Raw genomic sequence first — 22358 nt, forward strand, 5'->3', positions numbered from 1 at the left:
TTTTTCTCTCTTGACTTCACATCAATATCTCTTCTTTGCTACGAATGGTGAAAAATTGGTATACTATAACCAAATTATGGAGGTGTTCTCGCGATGACTCATTATAAAGACGATAGTTATGCCTTACATACAGACCTATATCAAATCAACATGGCTTATACATATTGGAAAGATGGTATTCATAATCGCCGTTCTGTTTTTGATTTATATTTTCGAAAGCTTCCATTTGAGAACGGTTACGCTGTTTTTGCTGGCCTTGAGAAAATTGTAGAGTACATAGAAAATTTCAGTTTTACTGAAAGCGATATCGCTTATTTAGCAGAATTACAATTTGAAGAAGAATTCCTTCATTATTTACAAAATATGAAATTCACTGGGACGATTCGCAGTATGCAAGAAGGTGAAGTTGTATTTAATAACGAGCCTTTATTACGTGTTGATGCACCACTCGGTGAAGCACAAATTATTGAAACCGCCCTCTTAAATATTGTGAATTACCAAACATTAATTGCAACAAAAGCTGCTCGTATGAAACATGCTGCAAGTAATGATGAGCTTTTAGAGTTCGGCACAAGACGTGCCCATGAGTTTGATGCTGCCCTTTGGGGGACACGCGCTGCCTTTATTGGTGGTTTCTCCTCTACAAGCAACGTTCGTGCCGGAAAACGCTTCGGGATCCCTGTAGCTGGCACACATGCTCACTCTTTCGTTCAAGCATATCGCGATGAATACGTCGCATTTAAGAAATACGCTGAAACTCATAAAAAGTGCGTCTTTCTCGTTGATACATATGACACATTAAAATCTGGTGTTCCAAATGCGATTCGTGTCGCAAAAGAATTTGGAGATCGTATTGATTTCTATGGTATTCGTCTTGATAGTGGTGATATGGCTTATTTATCTAAAAAGGCAAGAAAACTACTAGATGAAGCAGGATTTACAAATACAAAAATTATCGCTTCTAGCGATTTAGATGAATACACAATTATGCACCTTAAATCTCAAGGAGCCAAAATTGACGTATGGGGCGTTGGGACAAAGTTAATTACGTCCTTTGAACAACCTGCATTAGGAGCTGTTTACAAACTAGTTGCGATTGAAGATACTGATGGAAAATTAAATGATACGATTAAAATTTCATCTAACCCTGAAAAAATCACCACTCCAGGACTGAAACGAATTTATCGTATTATCAACCGTGTTAACGATCATGCAGAGGGTGATTATATTGCGTTAGATTCTGAAGAACCCGGAAAAGAAGAGCGCTTAAAAATGTTCCATCCAGTTCACACATATATAAGTAAATTCGTAACAAACTTTGAAGCCCGTGAACTGCATAAAGACATTTTCGTTAACGGTGAAAGAACATATGAACTACCAAGTATATTAGATATTCAACAATATAATGAACAGAGTCTCGCTCTATTTTGGGAAGAATATATGCGCACTTTAAATCCCGAAGAGTATCCTGTCGATTTAAGCCAAGAGTGCTGGGATCATAAAATGAATTACATTCAAACTGTTCGAGAACAAGTTGAAAAAAACATACAAAAATAAACAGAGAAGTTTCCCCTTCTCTGTTTTTTCAATACTATATGGATATTTGTAAAAAATATATTAAAATAATAAGACGAATGTTTTTTATTTGTAAATTTTAATATTATACTATTTAAAAGTAAAATAATATTTGATATTATTTTATTGAATCAATTTCAACAAAATAACCAATAAAAAAGAGGACGCAGATTGCGTCCTCTTTTTTATAAATCTTTCACTCGTAATACACGCATTGCATTTAACACTGCAAGTAGTGTCACACCAACATCTGAGAAAACAGCTTCCCACATTGTTGCAATACCAAAGGCACCAAGTAATAAAACGATCCCTTTTACACCTAAAGCAAAGATGATATTTTGCCACACTATACTTCTTGTGCGTTTTGCAATTTTTACAGCGGTCGCAATTTTTGAAGGCTCATCAGTCATAATAACGATGTCTGCCGCTTCAATTGCTGCATCTGATCCTAAACCACCCATCGCAATACCAACGTCTGCACGGGCTAATACTGGTGTATCGTTAATACCGTCACCAACGAAGGCAATTTTTTCTTTTCCGTGCTTCACTGCATCAATTTTTTCAATCTCTTCTACTTTTTGTTGCGGTAGTAATTCCGCATGAACTTCATCTAATCCTAATTCTTTACCGACAGCTTCACCCACTGGTTTTGCATCACCAGTTAACATTACTGTCTTTTTAATACCTAGTTCTTTTAACTTTTGAATCGCTTGTTTCGAATCCTCTTTTACCTCATCAGAGATAACAATATAACCTGCATATTTTCCATCTACAGCAACGTGAACTAATGTACCTACTGTTTCTGGTTGTTTAAATTCAATATTTTCTTTTCTCATTAATTTTGCATTACCTGCAAAAATTTCTTTTCCTTGTACTTTTACGACTGTACCGTGACCAGAAATTTCGTTATAATCATCGATTATTTTTTCATCAATTGATTTTCCATATGCCTTTCGAATAGATTGGGCAATTGGATGATTAGAATACACTTCAGCAAATGCCGCATACTCTAATAACTCCTCACTTGTAGTACCTTCGCTCGGTTCCATTTTTGTAACTTTAAAAACACCTTTTGTTAATGTTCCTGTTTTGTCAAAAACAATATATTTCACATCATTTAAAGCTTCTAAATAGTTACTTCCTTTTACTAAAACCCCACTTTTAGATGCACCACCGATACCTCCAAAGAATCCAAGAGGAATGGATACAACTAGCGCACATGGACAAGAGATTACTAAGAACACTAAAGCTCTATAAATCCACTCAGAGAATGTAGCTCCTTCTAAAATAAGTGGTGGAATAAACGCCATGATCGCCGCTGTAATAACTACAACTGGAGTGTAGTAACGCGCAAATTTCGTAATGAAGTTTTCTGTTGGTGCTTTTTTACTGCTTGCATTTTGAACTAAATCTAAAATTTTCGATACAGTTGATTCACCGAATTCTTTTTTAACTTCAACTGTCAATACACCATTTTGGTTCACAAAGCCACTTAATACATCATTTCCAACTTCAACTTCACGCGGCACAGATTCACCAGTTAATGCTGAAGTATCTACCATTGATGTTCCTTCAATTACTTTTCCGTCTAATGGTACTTTCTCACCTGGCTTAACGATAATATAATCGCCAATTTGTACATCTTCTGGTGATACTTGTTTCGTTTCATTTCCAACCTTTATATTTGCATAATCAGGACGAATATCCATTAATGAAGTAATTGATTTTCGAGAGCGGTTTACCGCAATGCTTTGGAATAGTTCTCCTACTTGATAAAATAGCATTACTGCTACAGCTTCTGAATATTGCTGAATTGCAAAAGCTCCTACAGTTGCAATTGCCATTAAGAAGTTTTCATCAAATACTTGGCCACGAGTTATGTTTCTTACCGCTCTCCAAACGATATCTCCACCTATTAATAAATAAGCAAGGACGAATAACGGAATTGTTACCATTTGTGGTAAACCCGCTAATGCAGCAATTGCTGTCAAAATTCCGCCGACCACTAATCTCCCTACCATCTTTTTCACATTTGCTTCACCATGATCGTGACTATGTCCGTGGTCATGACCGTTCTTCTCTTCACGAACAACTTTCACATCTGGCTCTAATTTTTGAACGACATTTGTTATATTTGCTACAGTCGCTTCTAGTTCTCTTTTATTCGCAACTTCTACTCGTAGTTTCTTCGATACGAAATCAACAGTTGCTTCTGAGACAGCTGGCATTTCCTTAACTTTATTTTCAATTTTCATTGCACAGTTCGCGCAATCTAAACCTTCTAATATAAATACTTCTTTAGCAATTTTATTTTTTTGTTCTTCTTGCACTTTAATATGCGGTTCTAATTTTGTAACGAGTTGTTTTGCTTCCGTAACAACTTCGTTTTCTTTATTTTGTGCTGTTTCTAAGATCATTGTCTTTGTTGCGAAGTTTACAGAGCAAGAATTTACTCCTTCTATATTCCCAACACCTTTTTCAATTTTCATTGCACAGTTCGCACAATCTAAACCTTCTAACATCAATTTCTTTTTCACTAATGCTTCAGCCATCGTTCTCCCTCCTCGCGTTCTTTTTATTCTTCTTCGTTTACGTGTTCAAACGCTTGCTCGAAGATATGAATTACATGCTGATCAGCTAACGAATAATAAACAACCTTTCCTTCTTTACGATTCTTTACAAGTTTCGCTTGCTTTAACACACGAAGCTGATGCGAAATAGATGATTGTGTCATTCCTAATAAATAAGCTAAATCACAAACGCACATTTCAGCTTCAAATAGCGCATGTAATATTCTCGTACGTGTACGATCACCTAATACTTTAAATAGTTCTGCTACTTTACTTAAACTTTCATCAGTTGGAATTGTTTGTTTTACTTGCTCAACAACTTCTTCATGAATTATTGTTTGAGAACATGTCTCTTGTGGTGTTTCTACTTTATTTCCAGCCATTATAGCTCACCTCTTTAATTGAACATATGAACAATCATTCATATATCTTATACTTTTATTATATGAGTACCTGCTCATATGTGTCAATGAAATCTGAATTTTTTTATGAACATTTTAATAAGGCATATACATATTTTCCGCATCCTCTATATTCTCATACAAAAAAGGATGTACAAGTCGCACACCCCTTTTTACTTACTTTTCATTTTTCACCGCATCCACAATTAAAGAAACAAATCCTAACTGATTATCCCGATTTCTATGGTCAAAACGTTTTGATCTATAAATAAATCCACCTTTCTCATTCCAATCATTATAGTGAAACTTACCCTTCTCATCACAGTATTCTAAGAGCCTCACTTGAAAACCTGCTGATTTAAACATGGACGTGATTGTTTTATAGTTATGAACAATTTTATGATTTGCTGCAGGATGATCTAATGGACCAGGTCCACCTATTTGTACCCCTTGCTGATATTCTTCATCTGGAAAAAATGCATCTGGTACTGCACAACGAATATATCCATTCTCCATTAAAAACTCATAACAAATTTTTGCAGCTTCAATTCCTTCTTCATATGATAAATGCTCCCATACATGTTCTGCCAAAATTATTGATAAAGAATTAGGTTGAAATTTATCCCGCATTAACGGGTAGTAAGACCCCCACCTCAAAACTCAGAGAGAGCAAAGAAGTTAGGTGGGGGATCAACTCCCCGTAAAAGCCCGATTGGTTCAACTAATAATCAGTGGGGGATGAAGAAAACCCCCACTGATTAAAGTTTCACTTTATCAAGCCAAGTTTCTCTTCGTACTAAATTTAATTCTTCTTCATTCGTATGTATCCAACCAGGGTTATTATTATAACCCTCTGCTCCAACAACAATTTTCATTTCTTCCATTTTGCTCCCACCCCTTTTTTCATATTCCGACATAAAAATTCAACAAAGTAATATATGTTCCCTTCATTTCAACAAAAGAAAAAGCCTTGCGCGCTCCCTAGACGCACAAGGCTTACTGTGTTATATCCCTTTAATTAGCTTGATCTAAATTATCCTGCGAACTTCTATCGTCTTTTAAATGACTATGTTTTTTCGAATAAACAAAGTATACAACTACTCCAATTGCTAACCAAATACCAAAGTATATCCATGTTGTTAACGGTAAATTTACCATTAAGAATAGACAACATGCAATTGAAATAATCGGTAAGATCGGTACAAGTGGTACCATAAATCCACGTTGTAATTTCGGATGCGTTTTACGAAGAATGATAACAGTTACACCAACCATGGCGAATGTTAATAACGCTCCAATATTCGCTAAATTCGACAATTCTTTTAAATCGATAAATCCAGCAATTAAAGCACTACCAATTCCTGTTAACCAAACTGAAAATGTTGGCGCTTCAGTCTTCTTGTTAATTTTCGCAAAAGATTTTGGTAATAAACCGTCACGGCTCATTGCGAAGAATACACGTGTTGTCGCATAAATGTAAGCGAAAATTACAGCCATAATACCAATTACAGCTCCAATTGCAATTACACCAGCCACTTTATCTTGTCCTACAACTTCTAACACATATGCCATAGCTTCAGGTACATCTAATTCCTTATAAGAAACCATACCTGTCATAACGAGACAAACTACAACATAAATGATTGTACAAATAACTAACGAAGCAATAATACCAATTGGTAGATCACGTTGCGGATTTTTTACTTCTTCAGCAGAAGTTGCTAATGCATCAAATCCTAAGAAAGCAAAGAATACTGCTGCTCCCCCTGCGAACACTCCACTTAAACCGTAAGGTGCAAATGGTATCCAGTTTTCTGGTTTCACGTAGAATACACCAACTGCAATGAATAAAACAACAATACCAATTTTAATTAATACCATTATGTTATTCACACGCTTACTTTCTTTCGTACCTCGTGATAATAACCAAGTTATCACTAACGTAACGATAACTGCTGGTAAGTTTACCATACCACCTTGCGCTGGAATCGTTAGCAACGCTTTTGGAATTTCAAGTCCCAGTCCACTCACTAAATTATTGAAATAACCTGTCCATCCGCCAGCTACTGCGGCAGTCGTTACGACATATACGGATAACAATGTCCATCCCATTAAATGAGCAACAAACTCACCAATTGTTGCATATGAATATGTGTACACACTACCTGAAACAGGAAGTGTAGATGCAACTTCTGCATAACATAATGCTGCAAATCCACAAACAATTGCTGCAATCATAAATGAAAAAATAACTGCTGGACCAGCATCTCTTGCTGCTACTAATCCAGTTAATACTAGAACTCCTGTACCAATTATCGCACCAATCCCTAGCATTGTTAGGTCAAATGCCCCTAGCGTTTTCGTCAAAGTTTTACTTTTACTTTCCCCTAACAATTGCGTAACGGATTTCTTTTTAAATAGGTTGGCCACGATGTATGCCCCCTTTTACTAAGAAGAGCTAAGAGGTATTATCTCTTAGCTCTTATCATGTTGTATTATATATTGTTCGATTTTGTTTTGTATAATGCTTCTATTAGCAAGATACTGTTTCTGCTTCTAATAATTCTTTAGCACCTTTGTACTCTACACCGTGAGCTTCTGCAACTGCTTCAAATGTTACATAGCCATCTAATGTGTTAATACCTTTTAATAATGCAGAGTTGCCTAGGCAAGCTTCTTTGTAGCCTTTGTTAGCAATTTGTACTGCATATGGTACTGTTACGTTTGTTAATGCAAGAGTTGATGTACGTGGAACCGCACCTGGCATGTTTGCAACTGCATAATGAACAACGCCGTGTTTTTCGTAAGTTGGGTTATCATGAGTTGTAATACGGTCAGTTGTTTCGAAAATACCACCTTGGTCAATCGCGATATCTACAACAACAGAACCTGGTTCCATTGATTTAATCATTTCTTCTGTTACAAGTTTTGGCGCTTTTGCACCTGGGATTAATACTGCACCAATTACAAGATCAGACTCTTTAACAGCTTCTGCAATATTGTAAGGATTAGACATTAAAGTTTTTACTTGGTTTCCGAAAATGTCATCTAATTGACGAAGACGTTCTGCGCTTAAGTCGATGATTGTTACATCCGCACCTAGTCCAACTGCAATTTTAGCAGCATTTGTACCAGCTTGTCCACCACCGATGATTGTTACTTTACCACGTTTAACTCCTGGAACACCTGCAAGTAAGATACCTTTACCGCCTTTGTTTTTCTCAAGGAATTGCGCACCAATTTGTGCAGCCATACGACCAGCTACTTCACTCATAGGCGCAAGTAATGGTAATGAACGGTTTTCTAATTGTACTGTTTCATATGCGATAGAAACAACTTTTTTCTCGATTAAAGCTTTTGTTAATTCTGGCTCTGGAGCTAAGTGTAAGTATGTGAATAAGATTAAGCCTTCACTGAAGTGTTTGTATTCGCTTTCAATTGGTTCCTTAACTTTCATAACCATTTCCATGTTCCAAGCTTCTTCAGCTGTATCAACAATTTTTGCTCCCGCTTCAACATACTGAGCGTCTGTGAAACCAGATCCTAAACCTGCACCCTTTTGAATGAATACTTCGTGATTGTTACGAATTAAATGTACAACACCTGCTGGTGTCATTGCCACACGGTTTTCGTTGTTTTTAATTTCTGCTGGTACCCCAATACGCATAATGAAATGCCCCCTTATAATTAACAGAAAAAAGAGATTCTTTTTTCTTTTTGTAATAATTAATAACTTATGTCCTTATTCTAGCATAACTTAAAAGTTATGAAAACGCTAACATACCATTTTTATAAAGTTTATATATTTAGAATAGTGTAAATATATAAAACATTGATTCTATTAGGGGTTTCGTGACATCCCATTATCTTTCACTCAATTTTTATTATACTTCTTCAAAATAAACAGTAATCATTTATTATTTGACAATAATGTAACAATGTAAAAAACTAAGCGATAATGTATACATATACAGTTATTACTTTACTTAATACTTTAGAGATATATTCTTTTCACAAAAAAACAGCTGCTAGCATTTAGCTAGCAGCTGGATAACTTATAAATAATTTTGAAAACAAGTCATCTGTCGTTTCAGTAATTTTATCAAACAGACCACTTTCTTCCGCTTCTTGCTCTTTTAACATCTTAATTGTTTCACGTGCATCTTCAGGGTAATCGGTTATGATACCATCTACGTTTAACTTATAATATGCCTTTAAATTTTCCATATCATTTACTGTCCATACGTAAATTGGTTTGTTTAACTTCCTTGCTTCTTTTACTAATTTCTTATTTAACATATATTCTTCTGCTACGTAAAAGTCAGCCTTCACATTCTTTAAGTTAGCTCTACTTGCATACAATATATACCCTACTTTTATATCTGGATTTGCACGCTTAAACTCTTTAATAAGCGGATAGTGTAACGTTTGAATTACACATTGCTTCTCGAATTCATTATCTTTAATTGTTTTTAAGACTTTGTTTACAAAATCTTTTTCGCCCCCATGAAGCTTCACTTCTATATTAAGTTTGATTTTGCCATTTGCTAGTTTAATGATTTCATCAAGTGTACTTATTTGTCCTGAAAGTCCATCTTGACTAAGGGTAAGCTGGCTTAACTCAGCCATCGTTAAATCTGACACATGCACATTGGCATTTGCGAGACGTTTCAGCTTCAAATCATGTATAACCGCTAGTTCACCGTCTTTCGTTTGTAATACATCTATTTCAGCATAGTCTGCTTTTGCATCAATAGCACCTTGCACAGCTTCTTTCGTATTTTCTACGCCTTTTGATATATACCCGCGGTGCGCCATAATAATTGGTTCTTTATACGAATTTGAAATAAACGTTACAATGAAGGCAACAACCATTCCAGCAGTAATAATCCCCACAATATATACGCCAAGAAATTTCCAACGATGTTTTTGGAAGAAACATTTATCTGCTTTCGTTTTCGAATAATCTAACCCTTCTTCTAATAAAACATCTTCAACCGGTACCTTTTGTAAGTATAATCGCGTAATCGCCATAATATAAAATGGCGTCACGATAAAACTAAATAAATACAATGTACTCGTTAAAAATACAGAAATCGTTGATTCAGCTAATAATGCAAATGTTCCTTTCGGGTTTGTAAATTCATAAACACCCCATAGGCACAATAAATACATTCCCAAAAATACGACATATACAATTCCAATTGAAATAAAAAATCCTACTAAAAAAAATAGTACTTTAAAAAAGCTTTCCTTTACTAAAGTTGCACTTTTACGTGCTGCCACGCGAAATGGTTTTTGCTCTAAAACAACAATAGGTAGAACGAAAATCCATCGAAGATTCAAATACGCGACTACAGCAAAGAACGTGTAATAACCAACTTGCCCAATCGTTGTCTTAAACAGTTCTCCTGTAATAAAGTTAGGAATTTGAATTTGCGGGATTAATGCCGTTTCATATCCCATATTTAAAAGAGGCAACAATACGACAGCATATAAAATAAATCCTGGTAAGCAATATGTGAAAAGAGTAGGTAAATACGTTACCGTTTTATATAAAATCGGACGTAATTTCACCTTCTGTCTTTTATGAGCGAAATACGAAATAATAATAAGCACCGCAAATTCCGTAAAGATAAGAAACAGTGCTAGCAATGACAAAATCACGATTGCTAAGATGCCATAAGGCGTCTTTAAAAACGCTAATAATTCATCATTTGTCGCATTTGCATAACCACCAAAATACAATAACTTATTAAAAATGATTCCAAATAGTGGAACAAACACAATCGCTGCTAATAATTTATAAGCAAGTTGAAAAGTTAATACATTCCAAAAAGCAAATTTAACTGTTTGAAAGGAATGTCTCATTACTCCTGGTATAGATAGTTTTTTACGGTGTTGCATATATTCCTCCAAATTCTAAAACGGTATTTGAGATGGATTCCACATTTCCAGTTCTAATCCATCTTTTTAATAATAATATATTCCACTTAACATGAACACTCTTATACATATAATGAAAAAAGTGATGGCTACTTCCCATCACTTTTTCATTTATTCTATTTTTTCTCTAACCCTTGTCCAAATGCTTTCAAGAAGCTAAAACCGAATGTAATAGCTCTATTGATATCTGGATCTTTTAATACTTTAAAGAAATCCATCACTTTTGTTTTTTTACCACTATTTAATTCGTCTGTTGCAAATTGCAATCCTGTAACTAAACTTGACGTAATTTGCTTCGTTATTTCTGGGTCAACTGAAGATAACGCTTCTCCTGCCCCCATCATATTATTTAACGCATTTTTAACGGGTTCACGATTTAATTGCTCCACAGCGATTTTTGAAACATCTTCCTTCGCAACAAGTAAACTAATTGCCGCATCTAATATACCAGCCTTCTGCAACTGTGCTAAAAGCTGCATCGTTTCTTCTACTGCTTCACGATTATTAGATAGCTCATTTAGAAGTTCATCTGCTACTTGCTGTTTCTGTTCTTCCTCTGTTACAACTTTCTTTTTAATTATAGTAATTTCTTTCGCCACTATCTCCGCCCCCTAGTCCACAAGTGATACGTATTGTTTTCTTTGCCATTTTTGCTCGATTTCAACACCGTTTTGCGGATTACCCTTTTTATCTCTCGGGTTTGAAGATGGTAACGGACGATTCCCTTTTTCACGTAGTACACGCATCTTTACCATCGTTTGTTTGTACGCTGGTGTACACGTATAAAGATCTGTCGCCGTTCCAGTTAAAATATTGATTGCCTCTTCATTTACCGTTGCATGCATCGGTAAATATAGCTCTTTCCCCGTTACACGATCTGTAACAAGTGCCTGTACTTTAATTTTCCCAAATGGTGATGCTAATTCTACAAGACCACCATCTTTCACATTACGCTCTAGGGCAAGTTCCGGCGAGATTTCAACGAAAACTTCAGATACTTTAGATAAAATACCAGCCGATTTATTCGTCATATTCCCTTCATGGAAATGTTCTAACATACGACCATTATTTAAAAGTAAATCATACTCATCTGGTGCTACAACTGGTGGTACCCATTCATCTAATGATAGACGAGCTAGTTTATCCGGGAAGTTAAATCCGTCCACATATAATAGTGGTGTATCGCTACCATCATGGCTACCCCAACATAAACTATTCCATCCTTCTAAACGATCGTATGTTGCCTGAGAATATAAAGGTGCAAGCGATGCAATTTCATCCATGATTTCACTTGGATTTTCATAATTCCAGTCCCCGCCAAGTGCACGAGCTACTTTTTGTAAAATCCACCAGTCTGGCTTTGAATCACCAAGCGGCTTCAATACTTCATATAATCTTTGAATACGGCGCTCTGTATTCGTAAATGTTCCCTCTTTTTCTAAGCTTGGTGCTGCCGGTAAAATAACATCAGCAAAACGAGCTGTTTTCGATAAGAACATATCTTGAACAACAAGGAAATCTAAATTCGCTAAAATATGTTGTACATGGTTGGCATTCGAATCTACTAAAGCCATTTCTTCACCCATAACATACATACCACGCAGTTTTCCTTCATCTGCCGCAAGTAACATTGCAATATTATTTAAGCCTGGTGCTTTCGGAATTGTAGTACCGTATGCTTTTTCAAATTTCGCACGGAGCGCATCATCTGAAACTGCTTGGTAACCTGGAAGCCAGTTTGGTAATGTTGCCATATCACAAGCGCCTTGTACGTTATTATGTCCGCGTAATGGATATGCTCCTGCACCAGGACGACGATAGTTACCCGTAACAAGCAATAGATTTGAAATTGCTGCTGAAGTTGTACTTCCTCCAGTATTTTGAGTTACACCCATTCCCCAAAGTACACAAGTACCATCTGCTTCATATACCATACGAGCCATTTCTTTCAGGTTTTCTTTCGAAATACCCGTAATTTCTTCTGTATAATCCAGCGTATACTTTTCTACCATTTTGCTATATTCATCAAAATTCTTCACATTTTCAGCTATGAACTTTTTATCGTGCCAATCTTGATCAATAATATATTTCGTAATACCAGCGAGCCATACGTAATCAGTTCCTTGGCGCGGATGAATGAATAAATCTGCACGCTCTGCCATTTCATGTTTACGAAGGTCCGCCACAATTAATTTTTGGTCATGTAATTTATGAGCACGTTTTACACGCGTCGCAAGTACAGGATGTCCTTCTGTTGGATTTGCTCCAACGATAATGACAAGACCCGCTTCCGCAATATCTTTCACTGTTCCAGCGTCCCCGCCCATACCGACAGTTTTAAATAAACCGTCTGTTGCTGGAGATTGACAATAACGGGAACAGTTGTCTACATTATTCGTTCCATATATTTGACGGGCTAGTTTTTGCATAAGATAATTTTCTTCATTCGTTACTTTTGAAGAAGAAATAAATCCAAATGCATCACTGCCATATTCTGATTTAATATGCTGCATATTGGATGCAACAACTTCAAGAGCCTCTTCCCATGAAGCTTCAACAAACATATCTCCTTGGCGAATTAATGGCTTTGTAATACGATCTTCACTGTTTACAAAATCCCATCCAAACTTGCCTTTTACACATGTGGAAATACCGTTAACCGGCGCATCTGAAACAGGCTGTACTTTCAAAATGTGGCGGTCTTTCGTCCATACTTCAAATGAACAACCTACACCACAAAATGTACAAACTGTTTTTGTTTTATTCACTTTCGTCTTACGCATCGCAGCCTCTACTTCTGAAACAGCTAAAATACTACTATATCCAGGCTCTACATCCTTCACAAAATCAATCATCGGATCTAACACATCCGTTTTCAATCCAGTCATGAATCCAGCTTCACCCAGCATTGTTTTTTCCATTAACGCATTACATGGACATACTGTTACACACTGCCCACAACTTACACAAGATGAGTCATTTATACTTACACCATTGTCCCATATAACACGTGGACGGTCTAAGCTCCAATCAATCGATATAGTTTCATTCACTTGTAAGTTTTGACATACTTCTACACACTGCCCACAAGCAATACATTGATTTGGATCATATCGATAAAATGGATGTGACATATCCACTTCACACGCACTTACTTTCGGCTCATACGGATATTTCTGTTCCTCAATTCCCATCATATGTACTGTATTGTGGACTTTACAGTTACCATTATTGTTATCACAAACGGTACAATACAATAGATGATTCTCTAATATTCGATCCATTGCCTCAGTCTGTGCCTCTTTTGCACGCTGGGACTGTCTTTCGATATGCATACCGTTCTCTAATTTCGTTGAACAAGCACGCAATAACTTTCCATTTACTTCTACAATACACGTATCACAAGTTTGAATTGGATCTACTTCTGGTACATGACAAATTTGAGGATGTTCCAAATTACTCTCGTTAAATAATTGTAGTATCGTCTTTTCACCTGATGCAGAAAATTCTTTACCATCGACGGTTACACGGACTGTCTGTTCTGCCATAGTTTCCCCTCTCCTTACAACCAACTGTACAACACAATTATGAATCCGTTTTCAAAATCGCATTACTGTACATATTTTTGAAACGCTCTACCCAAATACTTTCTTATGAAGTCGATTCTAGATGTTATAAGGTATAACTACGAAAGCTTGAAAATATCACTATTCTACAGTTCTATTATATCGTACATATACAATAATAACCAAAATAATCTGTGATCTTCTTGCTAATAGGTGTTTTTATTTTTCCATTGTTTTATGATAAATGTGGGAGAGAAATACATATAAAAGGGGAATTAAATATGGGGCCTACACAAGAGACTTATACAATTGTACGCTATCAATCTGGTACATTTTCAAAACAACTTGATGAGATTGTTACAGAATCTCCTATTACTATTAAATTGAATGGTGAAGAATATGTAACAGTCGTATGCACACCAAATTATATTGAAGATATGGTAATTGGTTTTTTAATTTCTGAGGGGATTATTTCTTCCTATAAAGATGTTGAAGAAATATGGGTTCAAAAAGATAACGGAATTGTCCATGTAAAATCATCAAAAGTGAATCCGCTCTATCAAACTCTATATAATAAACGATACATCACTTCTTGCTGCGGAAAAGGTAGACAAGGGTTTATTTTCGTAAACGACGCAGCAAAAGCAAAAGACTTACATGATATACATGTAAAAATTACTCCTGAAGAATGCTTTCACTTAATGAATACCTTGCAACAATCTTCTACTACATTTCGCCAAACTGGCGGTGTTCACAATACCGCGCTATGTGATCGCAACAATATCCTCCTATCAAGAATGGATATTGGAAGACATAATGCATTAGATAAAATATATGGTCATTGTTTGCGTAACGATATATCCATTAAAGGAAAAATCATCGCATTTAGCGGACGTATTTCATCCGAAATTTTACTCAAAGTTTCAAAAATCGGATGTGAAATTGTTCTATCTAAATCCGCTCCAACAAAACTGGCATTGCAACTTGCCCATGATTTAGGCATTACAGTCGTAGGGTTTATTAGAAATGAATCTTGTAATATTTACACACATCCAAAACGAATTGACGGCTATCAATCCAATGTTTAAAAAATAACTCCTCAATGAGGAGTTATTTTAGTTATAAAAATGTAACATATTAAACACTTGAATAGTTAATAAAGTTAATATATAATTTCATTACATAATTAAAACAAAACATTGTAGCATATATCTTTTCATTCTTTTACAAATTAAAAGAGAATACTAACAAAACATATACTCAATCTTATAAAAGTAATGGATTTATTTGAAATCCACCAGGGAGGTTACAACTATGGAAATTCGCTTATTAACAACAGAGGATGCAGAAATATATTTAAAAGTTTGTATGGAAGGTTTAACGAAGAATCCGGAAGCTTTTAGCTCTTCTTATGAAGATGTTCTTAAACATGAAGATCCTGTGGCTGCTATGGCTAAACGATTAAGCAATCCGGATAAGTATACTCTAGGTGTCTTCAAAGATAATGATTTAATTGGTATCGCTACTCTAGAAACAAAACCATTTATTAAACAAGAACATAAAGCAAAAATTGGCTCCGTTTTTGTTTCCCCAAAAGCACGTGGTCTCGGAGCAGGACGAGCTCTCATTAAAGCAATTATTGAAAATGCCGATAAATTACATGTAGAACAACTTATGCTCGATGTTGTAGTTGGTAACGTTGGTGCCAAAAAACTATATGAGTCATTAGGTTTCCAAACTTACGGCGTACAAGAACGTTCATTAAAACATAACGGTCAATATTGGGACGAGGAACATATGGTTCTGTTCTTAAATGATTAATACTTCAATATAAAGTGAAACTTTACTCAGTGGGGGATTTTTCCATCCCCCACTGAGTATTAGCTGAACCAATCGGGCTATTACGGGGTAGTTTTCCAAAAGCATCTTTCTTAATAAGAAAGATGTTTTTTTGCATTACAACAATGTAATCTTCATGTCACCTTTATCGATCGTACCAATCCTTACCATTCATTATACTAAAAATATAAAGTGAAACTTTACTCAGTGGGGAACCACATCTCACACTGATCCAATGTACTTGATATGTAAAGGAGAATGTGACATGAAACAAAACAAACGAGCTATGCTTTTAATATTTACTACAGCGATTATAACTTCTGGATTAGCAATTTTACCTTGGTTTATCATATAGGAATACTCCCCTAACAATGAAAAAAGCTGATTGCTTCTTAAGAAGCAATCAGCTTTTTTATTTTATAAAATCCCTAAAATTTTATTTACACAACTTATAATAATAACCATAGATACGGCAACACACATGACAACCGTATTACGATCTTGCTTTTCTTTTTTTGAAATTTCTTCTTTTGGATTCATGTGTATGATCTCCTTTAAAAAAAGTGTGAGATAGGAAATTTTTCTTATCCGATGCGAGGTGAATACGAAAACCCTCTCTATCTCACATACACAATAGAATGGAATTGTCATTTTATAAATAAAATGACATGACGTTATGTCGCAACATAGGGTATTTTGTGTCGCTACGTTTTTTATTATAAAAAATAGTTGTGCAAAACTAGTGCATTTTTTATGTCAATTACTCCGAGCGAAAAAATCATCCCTCCATTCAATCACATAAAAAGAGTTTTTTATTATTTTCATGTAAACTATACAAGTAGAATGAACAGTTTGGGGTGCACAAGATTATGGTAAAAATTTTATTAGTAGACGATGAAGAACGTATGTTACGATTATTAGATCTATTCTTAAGCCCTCGCGGCTATTTTTGTATGAAAGCTACCTCTGGCCTTGAAGCACTAAAATTAATCGAACAAAAAGAATTCGATATTATTTTATTAGATGTTATGATGCCGAATATGGATGGATGGGATACTTGCTATCAAATTCGTCAAATTTCTAACGTTCCTATCATTATGTTAACAGCTCGCAACCAAAACTACGATATGGTGAAAGGCCTCACGATGGGCGCAGATGATTATATTACAAAACCATTTGATGAGCATGTATTAGTCGCACGAATCGAGGCTATATTACGCCGTACAAAAAAAGATGGCTTTGTTAGTTTCAATGGTATTGAGTGGGATAAAACGAAACATACCGTCACAGTGTACGATGAAAAAATCTCGCTAACTCCTATCGAATTTTCGTTACTCGGACTATTTTTGCAAAATACAAACCGTGCTTATAGCCGAGATGATTTAATCGAAAAAATTTGGGGCTATGAAACAGATATCGAATATAGAACAATTGATTCACACATTCGTAATATCCGTGATAAACTACGCAAAAAAGGATTTCCGATTGAAGATTACCTAGAAACGGTCTATAAAGTCGGATATAAATGGAAAAGTGAATAATTACTTCGGTCAGTGGGAAATCGTATACCACTGACTCTTTATTATGAATAAGGTATGGTGAGAAAATGAGTAAACTTTCCCTTAAAATTGGGACATACTTTTTAATATTAGCTTTATGTATTGAAACAATTGCTTTCGTATCTTTTTATAAAAGCCTTTCAACAATGCGTGTGAAAGAAGAAACCGATGCTCTATTAGAGAAAGGTAATCGGTATCGTGATAAGATTGTAAACCGTGCAAGATGGAATGATCATTCTAAACAACAGCAATACACAGAACGTCCTAAACACCCTCGGTATCAGGATTTCACTATCGAGCATGCGGCTGAAGATTTAATCGGTTCCGAATTAATTGCTAATACTGATATCACAATCATTATAACTGACAATAACGGCAAAATTATTTCTAACTCAGAACCCATAACGAAAGAAATGCAAAAACAACTTATTTGTAAAACAAAATCTATTCCAAAAAGCGGGTTAATTGTAGAAAGAAACTGGAAAAAATCAAAATTCATCTCAACAGTAAGTCCACTTGAAATTCAAGGATTTCAAGGTAATTTACATATGTTATTAAAAACATCTTTCTTAGAAAAGATGTTACTTAAACTCCTGCATCAATTTCTTATCATTAGTATTTTGACGATTATTTTAACAACTATTTCTGTCTTTGTTTTTTCTAAATTTATTACAGATCCTCTTATAAAAATGAAGAGAGCGACAGAAAAAATGTCAAAATTAAACAAGCCAATTCAATTAGGTATTAAACGAAATGATGAACTCGGAAGTTTAGCAAAAACAATTGAAGATTTATCGAGTGAGCTTACGTATATGAAAAAAGAGCGCAATGAATTTCTCGCTAGTGTCGCTCATGAACTATTAACTCCATTGACCTATATGAAAGGTTATGCAAAGGTAGCAAAGAGAGACTCTTTAACAAAAGAGGAGCGAGAAGAATACTTACAAATCATTGAGGATGAAACGGATAGTGTAACCGATCTCGTCCAAGATTTATTTATGCTTGTACAATTAGAACAACACCAATTTGTTATAAAAAAACAAAAAGTGCTTCTTCAGCCATTTTTAGAACGAATGGTTGAAAAAACAAAAACAACATTAACGAATAAGCAAATGCAACTTCATGTATATTGCAAAGATGATTTAGAAGTTTGTATAGACGAAAGACGTATGGAACAAGTTATGTTAAATTTATTACACAACGCTTATCAACATTCGCCAGAAAACACATCCATTACGATACGTGTACTCATGGAAACATATTCTTTTACAATAAGTGTACAAGATGAAGGTGAAGGTATTCCTGAAGAAGATATCCCGCATATTTTTGACCGTTTTTATCGTGTTGATAAATCCAGAACACGAGCTACAGGCGGAAAAGGCATCGGGCTAGCTGTTGCAAAGGAAATTGTAGAATTGCATAACGGTTCTATTCTAGTAACAAGCCAATTAGGAGCGGGAACAAACTTTATAATCGAGCTACCTTTTGAATAATATGCGTGTGAAAACACCAGTAGTAGTAAACACTACTGGTGTTATTTTGTTCATAAAAACTGCTCATATAAGCTAAGCTTTTGAAATTATTCTTATTTCAATATAAAATAAAGTGAAACTTTAATCCATGGAAAGGTTCACTCCATGGATTATTAGTTGAACCAATCGGGCATTTACGGGCAGTTATCTCCCGCCTAAATTCCGCGCATTCGCCGAATTTTAAAGTTGGAGTCTTACTGCCCGTTAATGCGGGGTAAAGGTACATTTGCAAAGATTTGGAGGGTGATATAATTGGATATCCATGTATTAACAAAAGACGAAGCAGAAATTTACTTAGAACTTCGCGTAGAAGGATTAAAGCAAAACCCTGAAGCATTCAGCTCTTCTTATGAAGATATTATTAATAAAGAGTGTGCGATTGAATATAAAGCACAAAAATTAGCACAAGATGAAAACTATACGCTAGGTGCATTTAAAGATGGAAAATTAATCGGGGTTGCAACACTGGAAACGAAACCATATGTAAAACAAGAACATAAAGCTAAAATCGGTTCTGTATATGTATCTCCAAAAGCACGCGGACTTGGAGCAGGAAAAGCACTTATTAAAGAATGTCTTGAACTTGCTAAATCTTTAGAAGTAGAACAAGTTATGCTTGATGTTGTCGTCGGCAACGATGGAGCGAAAAAACTTTATGAATCATTAGGTTTTAAAACATTCGGTGTACAAGAACGTTCATTAAAATATAACGGACAATATTGGGACGAAGAGCATATGGTCTTATTCTTAGATGAAAATAAATAATAAAAAACATCCTCATGTTTGGAGGATGTTTTTTTACTTTCTTGTAAACCATGCCGTGTGTAATAATTGAATCGCTTTCGCAATCTCTTCCTCTGATAATATCGCAAACCCAAGTAAAACTACACTCTCAGGCGCCGTACCGTCTTTATAGTACGTAGACACAGGATATATTTTGATACTATATTTCGCAGCTTCTTGAATTAATTCTTCTTCCCGCATTCCATTATGCACTTTTAATAAAATGTGTAATCCCGAATCTTCTCCTATCACTTCAACACGATTAGAGAAATACTTCTCTATTTCAAAAACAAGTCGATCTCTCTTCTTTCGGTAGACGACACGCATTTTATGAATATGTTTTTCCCAATAGCCTTCATTTAAAAATCTTCTAATCACTTCTTGGTCCATTCTTGAAACACTTTGTGTGTAAAATAAATATTGCTGTTGATACTTTTTAATTAATTTCTTCGGCAACACCATATAACTCATCCGTAGCGATGGCAATAATGCTTTAGATAGCGTCCCCATATAAATAACTTTCCCCTCTGTATCTAACCCTTGCAGCGCCGGTATAGGCTTTCCAGAATAGCGAAATTCACTATCATAATCATCTTCAATAATATACCTGCTCTCTTCTTTCTTTGCCCATTGTAAAAGCTGCATCCTTCTCGTAATAGGCATAATCATTCCATATGGAAACTGATGGGAAGGTGTAACAAATACAACATTCGCATTGCTATTTTCTAAATCTGCAATACAAATTCCATCTCTATCTAAAGGTAACATTTGGACCCTTGTTTCTCCCTGTTCAAAAACGACCATTTTCCTATGATACCCTGGATTTTCAACTGCATAATTGCTTTCCTTTAACAATTGAAAAAGTAGTTTCACTAATATTTGTGTCCCCGCTCCTAATACAATTTGACTAGCTGAGCAACGCACTCCTCTAGATTCATACAAATAGCTCGCTATTTCCTCCCTTAAGCTCAATTCTCCTTGAGGGTGTCCAAGAAAAAGCAACTCATTATTATGTGGCTGCCATACATCATTTATAAGCTTGCGGTACGTAGTGAACGGAAAAGTATCCGTATCAACCCCTGTTTGGGTGAAATCAAATTTATAGTTCTCCTCCCGAAACGATACTTCTTCTACTTTCACTTCTCTTCCTTCTACATAAATCATTTGTTCAATTTTACATACAAAATAACCTTTTCTCGATGCCGATTCAATATAACCTTCTGCAAGTAATTGCTCGTAAGCTGCTTCTACTGTATTTTTACTCACTTGTAAATAGCTCGCCAGCTTTCTTTTAGCAGGTAATTTTGTAAAAGCCGGAATCGATCCATCTTTAATCTCTTTTTTTATATACTCATACAATTGCACATATATTGCCTTTTTACTATTCATATTTAAATTAGGCGTTAATTCTAACATAATATCTGACCCCTTAATAAAACTAAAATCTGATACTTTTTACAGTACCAGAAGTTATATATAATTCCTTTTATCATGTCACACATAAAAAATCAAATACTGGAGAGGAGAAACATGATAATGAACAATGGTAGACGTATCGGACTTATTATGATTATTACAGGGGCTACATTATGGGGATTATCTGGTCCAATGATTCAGTGGCTATTTCAGCATACTAATGTATCCTCAATTGATTTTTTAACAATTCGATTGTTGCTTGCAGGAATATTTATTTTGTCTTTCTTACTTATAAAGAAACAAAACATATTTCAAATTTGGAAACACCCTAGATATTCTATACAACTTATTATTTTCTCTATTCTCGGCATGCTTGGTGCGCAATACGCCTTTATCGAAACGGTTCATATTAGTAACGCGGTCACTGCAACGCTATTTCAATTTCTAGGTCCTGTTCTTATTACCGTGTACGTTGCATTTGAACAAAGAAAATTCCCTGCTTCCATGCAACTATTCGCAATTATAGCCGCGCTAATAGGAACATACTTTATTATTACAAATGGCTCAATTGAAAATATTGTTTTATCTAAAGAAGCTATTATTTTTGGACTATTAACAGCAATCGGATTTGCATTTTATACCCTTCATCCGGCTTCTCTCATTAAAGAATGCGGGACAACTGTAGTAATTGGTTGGGGGATGTTAATCGGAGGAATTGCACTACTTATTTATAATCGTTCATTCGGGTGGAATCAATTTTCACAAACCCTTACACTAAAAACTTTTTCTATGCTTATTCTTATCATTATTAGTGGTACCCTTTCTTTCCTTCTATATATCGGTAGTCTTAAATATTTAGCAGCAACAGAAACAAGCATTTTATCTAGCATTGAACCCCTTGTAGCTACCATCGTTTCAATTACTTGGCTAAATGAAGCTTTTGGAGTATACCAATTATTAGGCGGCGTATGTATCGTTCTGTCCGTTATTTTTTTGACGATGCCTCAAAAAGAAACCGAACCAACCTATACAACGGAACAAATATAAAATGAAACTTTAATTAGTGGGGCTATCTCCCACTGATGATTAACCTACACCAATCGGGCTTTTACGGGATAAAAAATGTCAAAAGAGGTCGTACAAAACTTACGACCTCTTTTTATACTTTAAA

The 22358-nt window shown here is 35.2% G+C and carries 16 protein-coding genes and 2 pseudogenes; 7 read left to right on the top strand and 11 right to left on the bottom strand.

The annotated features are described in order from the left end of the window. Positions 1-93 precede the first annotated feature (93 nt). Positions 94-1557, top strand: a complete 1464-nt coding sequence (locus tag C4S65_RS14520; protein WP_000150186.1) for a nicotinate phosphoribosyltransferase — start codon at positions 94-96, stop codon at positions 1555-1557. 203 nt (positions 1558-1760) lie between these two features. Here the strand turns inward: C4S65_RS14520 and C4S65_RS14525 are convergent, their stop codons facing one another. From C4S65_RS14525 to fdhF, 9 genes and pseudogenes are all read right to left on the bottom strand, one after another. Then, on the bottom strand, positions 1761-4127 hold the full coding sequence (locus C4S65_RS14525; protein WP_098838591.1) for a heavy metal translocating P-type ATPase: 2367 nt from the start codon (positions 4125-4127) through the stop codon (positions 1761-1763). 23 nt (positions 4128-4150) lie between these two features. Beyond that, a complete protein-coding gene (locus tag C4S65_RS14530) occupies positions 4151-4528 on the bottom strand; it encodes a metalloregulator ArsR/SmtB family transcription factor (RefSeq protein WP_000918378.1) in 378 nt (125 codons plus the stop codon). Positions 4529-4723: 195 nt separating this feature from the next. Further along, positions 4724-5170, bottom strand: a pseudogene (locus C4S65_RS14535) (SAM-dependent methyltransferase); the annotation flags it as partial. Positions 5171-5307: 137 nt separating this feature from the next. Further along, positions 5308-5430: pseudogene (locus tag C4S65_RS14540) on the bottom strand (SAM-dependent methyltransferase); the annotation flags it as partial. A gap of 130 nt (positions 5431-5560) precedes the next feature. Next, positions 5561-6976 (bottom strand): amino acid permease, encoded by a 1416-nt coding sequence (locus C4S65_RS14545; RefSeq protein ID WP_001284898.1) that lies wholly within the window; start codon positions 6974-6976, stop codon positions 5561-5563. Positions 6977-7079: 103 nt separating this feature from the next. Beyond that, on the bottom strand, positions 7080-8213 hold the full coding sequence (gene ald / locus C4S65_RS14550) for an alanine dehydrogenase (protein WP_001219742.1): 1134 nt from the start codon (positions 8211-8213) through the stop codon (positions 7080-7082). Between the two features lie 368 nt (positions 8214-8581). Further along, positions 8582-10453: a glycerophosphodiester phosphodiesterase gene (locus C4S65_RS14555; protein ID WP_086407043.1), complete on the bottom strand. Its 1872-nt coding sequence runs from the start codon at positions 10451-10453 to the stop codon at positions 8582-8584. A gap of 155 nt (positions 10454-10608) precedes the next feature. Continuing rightward, the gene (locus C4S65_RS14560) at positions 10609-11091 is read right to left on the bottom strand and encodes a DUF1641 domain-containing protein (RefSeq protein ID WP_001040508.1); all 483 of its coding nucleotides are present in this window, start codon (positions 11089-11091) and stop codon (positions 10609-10611) included. Between the two features lie 12 nt (positions 11092-11103). Continuing rightward, the gene (gene fdhF / locus C4S65_RS14565; protein WP_103945273.1) at positions 11104-14040 is read right to left on the bottom strand and encodes a formate dehydrogenase subunit alpha; all 2937 of its coding nucleotides are present in this window, start codon (positions 14038-14040) and stop codon (positions 11104-11106) included. A 299-nt stretch (positions 14041-14339) separates the two neighbouring features. On the opposite strand from fdhF, the gene fdhD reads away from it, so the two are divergent. Then, on the top strand, positions 14340-15146 hold the full coding sequence (gene fdhD / locus C4S65_RS14570; protein WP_000529229.1) for a formate dehydrogenase accessory sulfurtransferase FdhD: 807 nt from the start codon (positions 14340-14342) through the stop codon (positions 15144-15146). 226 nt (positions 15147-15372) lie between these two features. Beyond that, positions 15373-15879, top strand: coding sequence for a GNAT family N-acetyltransferase (locus tag C4S65_RS14575; protein WP_000405877.1), 507 nt, complete (start codon positions 15373-15375; stop codon positions 15877-15879). A gap of 435 nt (positions 15880-16314) precedes the next feature. Here C4S65_RS14575 and C4S65_RS35180 read toward each other — a convergent pair whose 3' ends face one another. Then, a complete protein-coding gene (locus C4S65_RS35180) occupies positions 16315-16437 on the bottom strand; it encodes a hypothetical protein (protein WP_001068392.1) in 123 nt (40 codons plus the stop codon). Between the two features lie 329 nt (positions 16438-16766). Between C4S65_RS35180 and C4S65_RS14585 the strand changes: the two genes are divergently transcribed. The 3 genes from C4S65_RS14585 to C4S65_RS14595 all read left to right on the top strand — a co-directional run bounded on the left by C4S65_RS14585 (position 16767) and on the right by C4S65_RS14595 (position 19753). After that, a complete protein-coding gene (locus tag C4S65_RS14585; RefSeq protein WP_000238956.1) occupies positions 16767-17438 on the top strand; it encodes a response regulator transcription factor in 672 nt (223 codons plus the stop codon). Between the two features lie 65 nt (positions 17439-17503). Next, on the top strand, positions 17504-18949 hold the full coding sequence (locus tag C4S65_RS14590) for a HAMP domain-containing sensor histidine kinase (RefSeq protein WP_086407046.1): 1446 nt from the start codon (positions 17504-17506) through the stop codon (positions 18947-18949). Positions 18950-19240: 291 nt separating this feature from the next. Beyond that, positions 19241-19753 carry a GNAT family N-acetyltransferase gene (locus C4S65_RS14595; RefSeq protein ID WP_000351212.1) on the top strand — a complete coding sequence of 171 codons (513 nt, stop codon included), beginning with the start codon at positions 19241-19243 and terminating at the stop codon, positions 19751-19753. A 33-nt stretch (positions 19754-19786) separates the two neighbouring features. Here the strand turns inward: C4S65_RS14595 and C4S65_RS14600 are convergent, their stop codons facing one another. After that, complete coding sequence (locus tag C4S65_RS14600) at positions 19787-21187, bottom strand: PLP-dependent aminotransferase family protein (RefSeq protein WP_086407047.1); 1401 nt, start codon at positions 21185-21187, stop codon at positions 19787-19789. A gap of 120 nt (positions 21188-21307) precedes the next feature. Between C4S65_RS14600 and C4S65_RS14605 the strand changes: the two genes are divergently transcribed. Continuing rightward, the gene (locus C4S65_RS14605) at positions 21308-22234 is read left to right on the top strand and encodes a DMT family transporter (protein ID WP_001059058.1); all 927 of its coding nucleotides are present in this window, start codon (positions 21308-21310) and stop codon (positions 22232-22234) included. Positions 22235-22358 lie beyond the last annotated feature (124 nt).

Origin of the sequence: Bacillus sp. ok061 (assembly GCF_900108285.1) — a bacterium.
Taxonomy (GTDB): Bacteria; Bacillota; Bacilli; order Bacillales; family Bacillaceae_G; genus Bacillus_A; species Bacillus_A thuringiensis_S.